The sequence below is a fragment of the Streptococcus sp. F0442 genome (assembly GCF_000314795.2).
Taxonomy (GTDB): Bacteria; Bacillota; Bacilli; order Lactobacillales; family Streptococcaceae; genus Streptococcus.
Genome location: NZ_KB373314.1, coordinates 1095427 through 1099952, shown reverse-complemented (window position 1 = coordinate 1099952; position 4526 = coordinate 1095427). Strand labels below are relative to the sequence as shown.

2 protein-coding genes are annotated in these 4526 nt (G+C 44.1%); both read left to right on the top strand.

Going from position 1 to position 4526, the window contains the following annotated elements; genetic code table 11:
• Window positions 1-1005 (top strand): MucBP domain-containing protein (locus HMPREF9186_RS05335; protein WP_037613962.1); only part of this gene is annotated, 1005 nt, incomplete at its 5' end.
• A 180-nt stretch (window positions 1006-1185) separates the two neighbouring features.
• A partial coding sequence (locus tag HMPREF9186_RS05330) for a KxYKxGKxW signal peptide domain-containing protein (RefSeq protein ID WP_009731779.1) occupies window positions 1186-4526 on the top strand: 3341 nt, incomplete at its 3' end.

Here is a 4526-nt window from a genome sequence, read left to right as displayed (position 1 = left end):
ATCAAGACTCCAGACGGTAAGACATACAAGATCGTACCGAAAGGTGACTACCCAGTAGGTAAAGTTGACGGCGATGGACACTTGGAATCATCTGATCCAATTAAAGGTAAAGTTGATAAACCACGTTCAATCATCACTTACGTCTACAAAGAAGTCAAAGGTGACGTTTACGTTCACTACAAAGACACTGAAGGTAACACTATCAAGACTTCAGTAGTTGACGAAAAAGATCAACCAGTTGATAAAGACTACGATACAGTTGTAGACAACCGTCCAAAAGAAATCCAATACAATGGTAAGACATATGAATTGGTTCCAGCAGGTAACTACACTGTAGGTAAGGTTGATGGACAAGGTCACCTTGAGTCATCAGACGCTACAACAGGTAAAGTTATCGAAGGACGTAAAGACGTAACTTACATCTACAAACTTAAAGAAGAACCAACTCAACCTAAGGGTAATGTTTACGTTCACTATGTGGACGAAAATGGTAAGACCATCAAGACATCAGTGGTTGATGAGAAAGATCAACCAGTAGGTAAAGACTACGATACAGTTGTGGATAATCGTCCTAAGACAATCGTGACTCCAGATGGTAAAGTTTATGAATTGGTACCGCAAGGTAACTACCCAGTAGGTAAGGTTGACAGTGAAGGTCACTTGACAACAACTGACCCAACAACTGGTAAAGTCATCGAAGGTGATAAGAACGTTACTTACGTTTATAAACTTGTGAAGACGCCAACCGTTCCAACACCAAATACTCCAGTGCCACCAACTCCAACACCAAATACTCCTGTAGATCCAACACCTAATAAACCAATGGATCCAACACCAAACACACCAGTGAACCCAGTTCCTGAGCAACCAGCTCAACCAGCTCCAGCTCTTGAACAACTTCCAAATACTGGTGAAACAGGATCTGTAGCTTCAGCTCTTCTTGGAGCAGTTGCAGGGGTTGCAGGGCTTGCAGCACTTGGACGTCGCAAAGAAGAAGAAAAATAATCTTCTATCCTAATTTGATTCGGTCATTTCAAGTATGTGGGAAATGAAAAAGGATCCAAAAAGAGAACCTCCGGGTTCTCTTTTTGGATTTGGTTTTCGTGTCAGAAAATGGTCTTAATTAGTTACATTAGGGAAAAAATAAGGTATAATAACTTGATATCTAAAATTTAAGGAGCGGACATGTTTTTTAAACGTTCGAAGGGTGAATTTCGTGAAACGGACCGAGTTACCCGCTATAAATTAATCAAATCAGGAAAGAATTGGGTACGAGCATCGGTCTCTCGACTAGGGCTTTTTCGTGTCATGCGAGCTGGTGTGGATGAAAAAATCATGGTTAGATATGATGATTCTTCACGTCAAATGCCTGCAGACCTAGTAAAAGGTATGGTTGTACTAGGGGCTCTTGCTGGAGCAACAACAGTTGCTAATCCAGTATTTGCAGAGGAAAATGGGGTGAATTCTACTCTTGAGTCTGAGATCAGTCCATCGACTGGAATTGTTGATCAGGATAGTTTTATTCTGGGGACGATGTCTGCTGTGGATTCTGTCTCAGCGAGTCAGTCTATTAGTGAATCGGAATCTCTCTCAGAGTTCAGAAGTCAGTCTTCTTCTGTCAGCACCTCCCTCTCTCAGTCGATTTCTATCAGTGAATCACATCTTACAAGCAGTTCAGCTCATCATGTGGAGAGTCAGTCTTCGGTTGAAGTAGCTAGCAGTAGTCATTCGGAGGAAATCTCTCATAGCGAAACGGTTAGTGAAAAGGGTGAAACGCCCGGGAATGCTCAGACAACTCGCTCTGATGAGCAGGTGAAGCGTCTGCAAACTTTGGCTTTGGATTTATACACCTATCGAGCGCAAGCTTTGGAAATCCCTGGGACAGAATCTGCTATTGAGTATGGAGATCTGGCTTTAGAAGCTATTCGTTCAGGGTTATCTAATCCAGCCATCCAAATCGATGCAGTAGAAAGTCAAGCAAAAACCGCTCGGAATCGGTTGGCCAATGCGGTGCTCCGTGCTACTTCAGGTCAACGAGATCCGCGCAATGGGAATCGTATTGACTCGGATACTAGCCTTCGTGCTCCTCAATATAATCTAGGGCCAGCCAATAATGCTTTGATTTCTGTCTATAATTCAGATTACATCAATCATGCTTATAATGTTGTTGAAACGATTCCTACACGAAATAGTATTAAAAGCATTGGCTACGCTTCTGGTAGTGATCGTGTGAATGGCATCAACGTTCCTCAGACGTCGGCACTAAAAAATAGTGCAGTGGCTTTTAATATTGTGGGAACCGTTGGCCAGACAGAGGTCGTAACGCCTGGGAAAATTTATAATCTTTCTTTTGTGGTGACTAATACGGCTAGGCAATCAGTGACACGTACGCTTCGTATTCAGGTTTTGCCACAAAATGATGGCATTCGAAACCCGATTACGGCGGTGACAACGGGGACTTATGTTAATGACACAAGTAATCTCGCTCAAGCCGAAAAAGATAAGGTTTGGGAGGCCTTTAAGACTGCTAACCCAAATATTGCCACTTCAAAGGATTTTAAATCTTATTCGGTTTCATCATCTGGTGTGGTGACTATTACTTATAAAGATAACACCACAAATGATGTGACGGCTCCAGTGAAGAGACTTGCAGCACCAACGGTTGAAACGAGATTATTGGAGAAGGCTTACACGCAGACACCTGTAACGGTGACAGGAGCTGAGCCAGGTTCTACAGTCGTTCTATACAATAATGACGACGAAGTGGGAACAGCAGTGGCAGATGCTTCGGGTCAAGCGATTGTGACGCCGACAGTTAAGTTACAAACAGGTGGTGTAACAGCCAAAGCTCGCATCATGTATGGTAATTATGCGGTGTATTCAGATGCCAGCAATTCCGTGGCTGTAACGGACGGAACGCGTCCTGAAGTGACGGCCAAGTTGACTGTCGATGGTGTGGAACCTAAGTCTACGCCTCTCGAAGGTGGTGGGAAAAACTATACCATCTATGCTGGCGATGATGCTGTTTTGACTTTCACGGCTACAGATGACAGTGGCAAACTTAAAGAAATGAAAGTCGTTGCAAGAGCTGATTTGAATGACAATGCCTTGAACGGAAATTTCTTTGGTAGCAGCCAGTATGGAACAGGCAATATTGCACCTATAACGGGGGATATTACAGCAACAGATGCCAACCCTGCAACCATCACAACGACCATTCATCTGAAGGATGATCTTTACCATACCTACCGTAATACATGGCAACGCAATGTCGCAGCTATTGATAATGCGTCCAATATGAACCGCCCAAATGGTTTGGGTGAAATTCGAATTACACAAGGACGTCTCGCTGATCGTACGCCAGGTGTTGCTCCAACAAGCACTATTCAGGTAACGAGTCTAACTGCTTTGACAGAGGCAGATAAGAGCAAGGTGATTGCAGCTGTGTCGGCTGTTAATCCAGAGGTGGCTAACCGCATTAAGGCCTATACGGTTAATAGTGATGGTACAGTCACCATTACTTATAAAGATAGTACGACCAATGTCGTAGCTGTGAAATTGTCAGATAGTGATTACAGTCAGTCAGTTTCAAACAGTCAGAGTGCATCTACGAAGACTTCGCAATCGATTAGTCAGTCCTTAAGTACGAAGCAATCACAGAGCGTATCGGCTCAGCAGAGTGTTTCATTGAGCCAATCACTGAGCTCGGTTCGTTCGCGAAGTTTGTCTGCTTCACTAAGCCAATCAGCATCGGCAAGTGTATCCGCTCAAGCGAGTCTATCTCGCAGTCAATCATTGAGCAAGGAGATTTCTCAATCTCAATCCGCTTCAACGAGCCAATCTATATCGTCAAGAAAATCTGAATCTGTGAAGGTTTCGGAATCCGTTTCTGCAAGTGTCAGTGCCTTGCAGTCTGCTTCGGTATCAGCGAGCGCATCCAAAGTGGTTAGCCAGTCTATCTCAAGCTCGACATCCGCTTCAATGAGCGCCTTTGTTTCAGTGAGTCAGTCTGCTTCAGCATGGGTTTCACAGTCAGCATCGGAGTCACTAAGTCAATCTACTCGTGAGTCGGCTTCAAAATCAGTGAGTCAATCGCAGTCTGAGTCTGCATCAGTATCCTTGAGTGAGTCAGTTTCAACGTCCGAATCAGTTTCAAGTTCTGAATCGGTGTCTACGTCCGAGTCAGTTTCAAGTTCTGAATCGGTGTCTACGTCCGAGTCAGCGTCAACATCTGAATCAGTGTCGACATCCGAGTCAGTATCTACCTCAGAATCAGTATCAGAGTCAGCATCAGTCTCAACGTCCGAGTCGGTTTCAATTTCTGAATCAGTCTCAACGTCTGAGTCAGAATCGATCTCCGAATCAGTTTCTGCATCTGAGTCAGCCTCAACGTCCGAATCAGTTTCAACGTCTGAATCAGTATCAGAGTCAGCATCTGTTTCAACATCAGAATCATTATCGACTTCCGAATCGGTTTCAATCTCTGAATCAGTTTCAACGTCAGAGTCAGCATCGACCTCAGAATC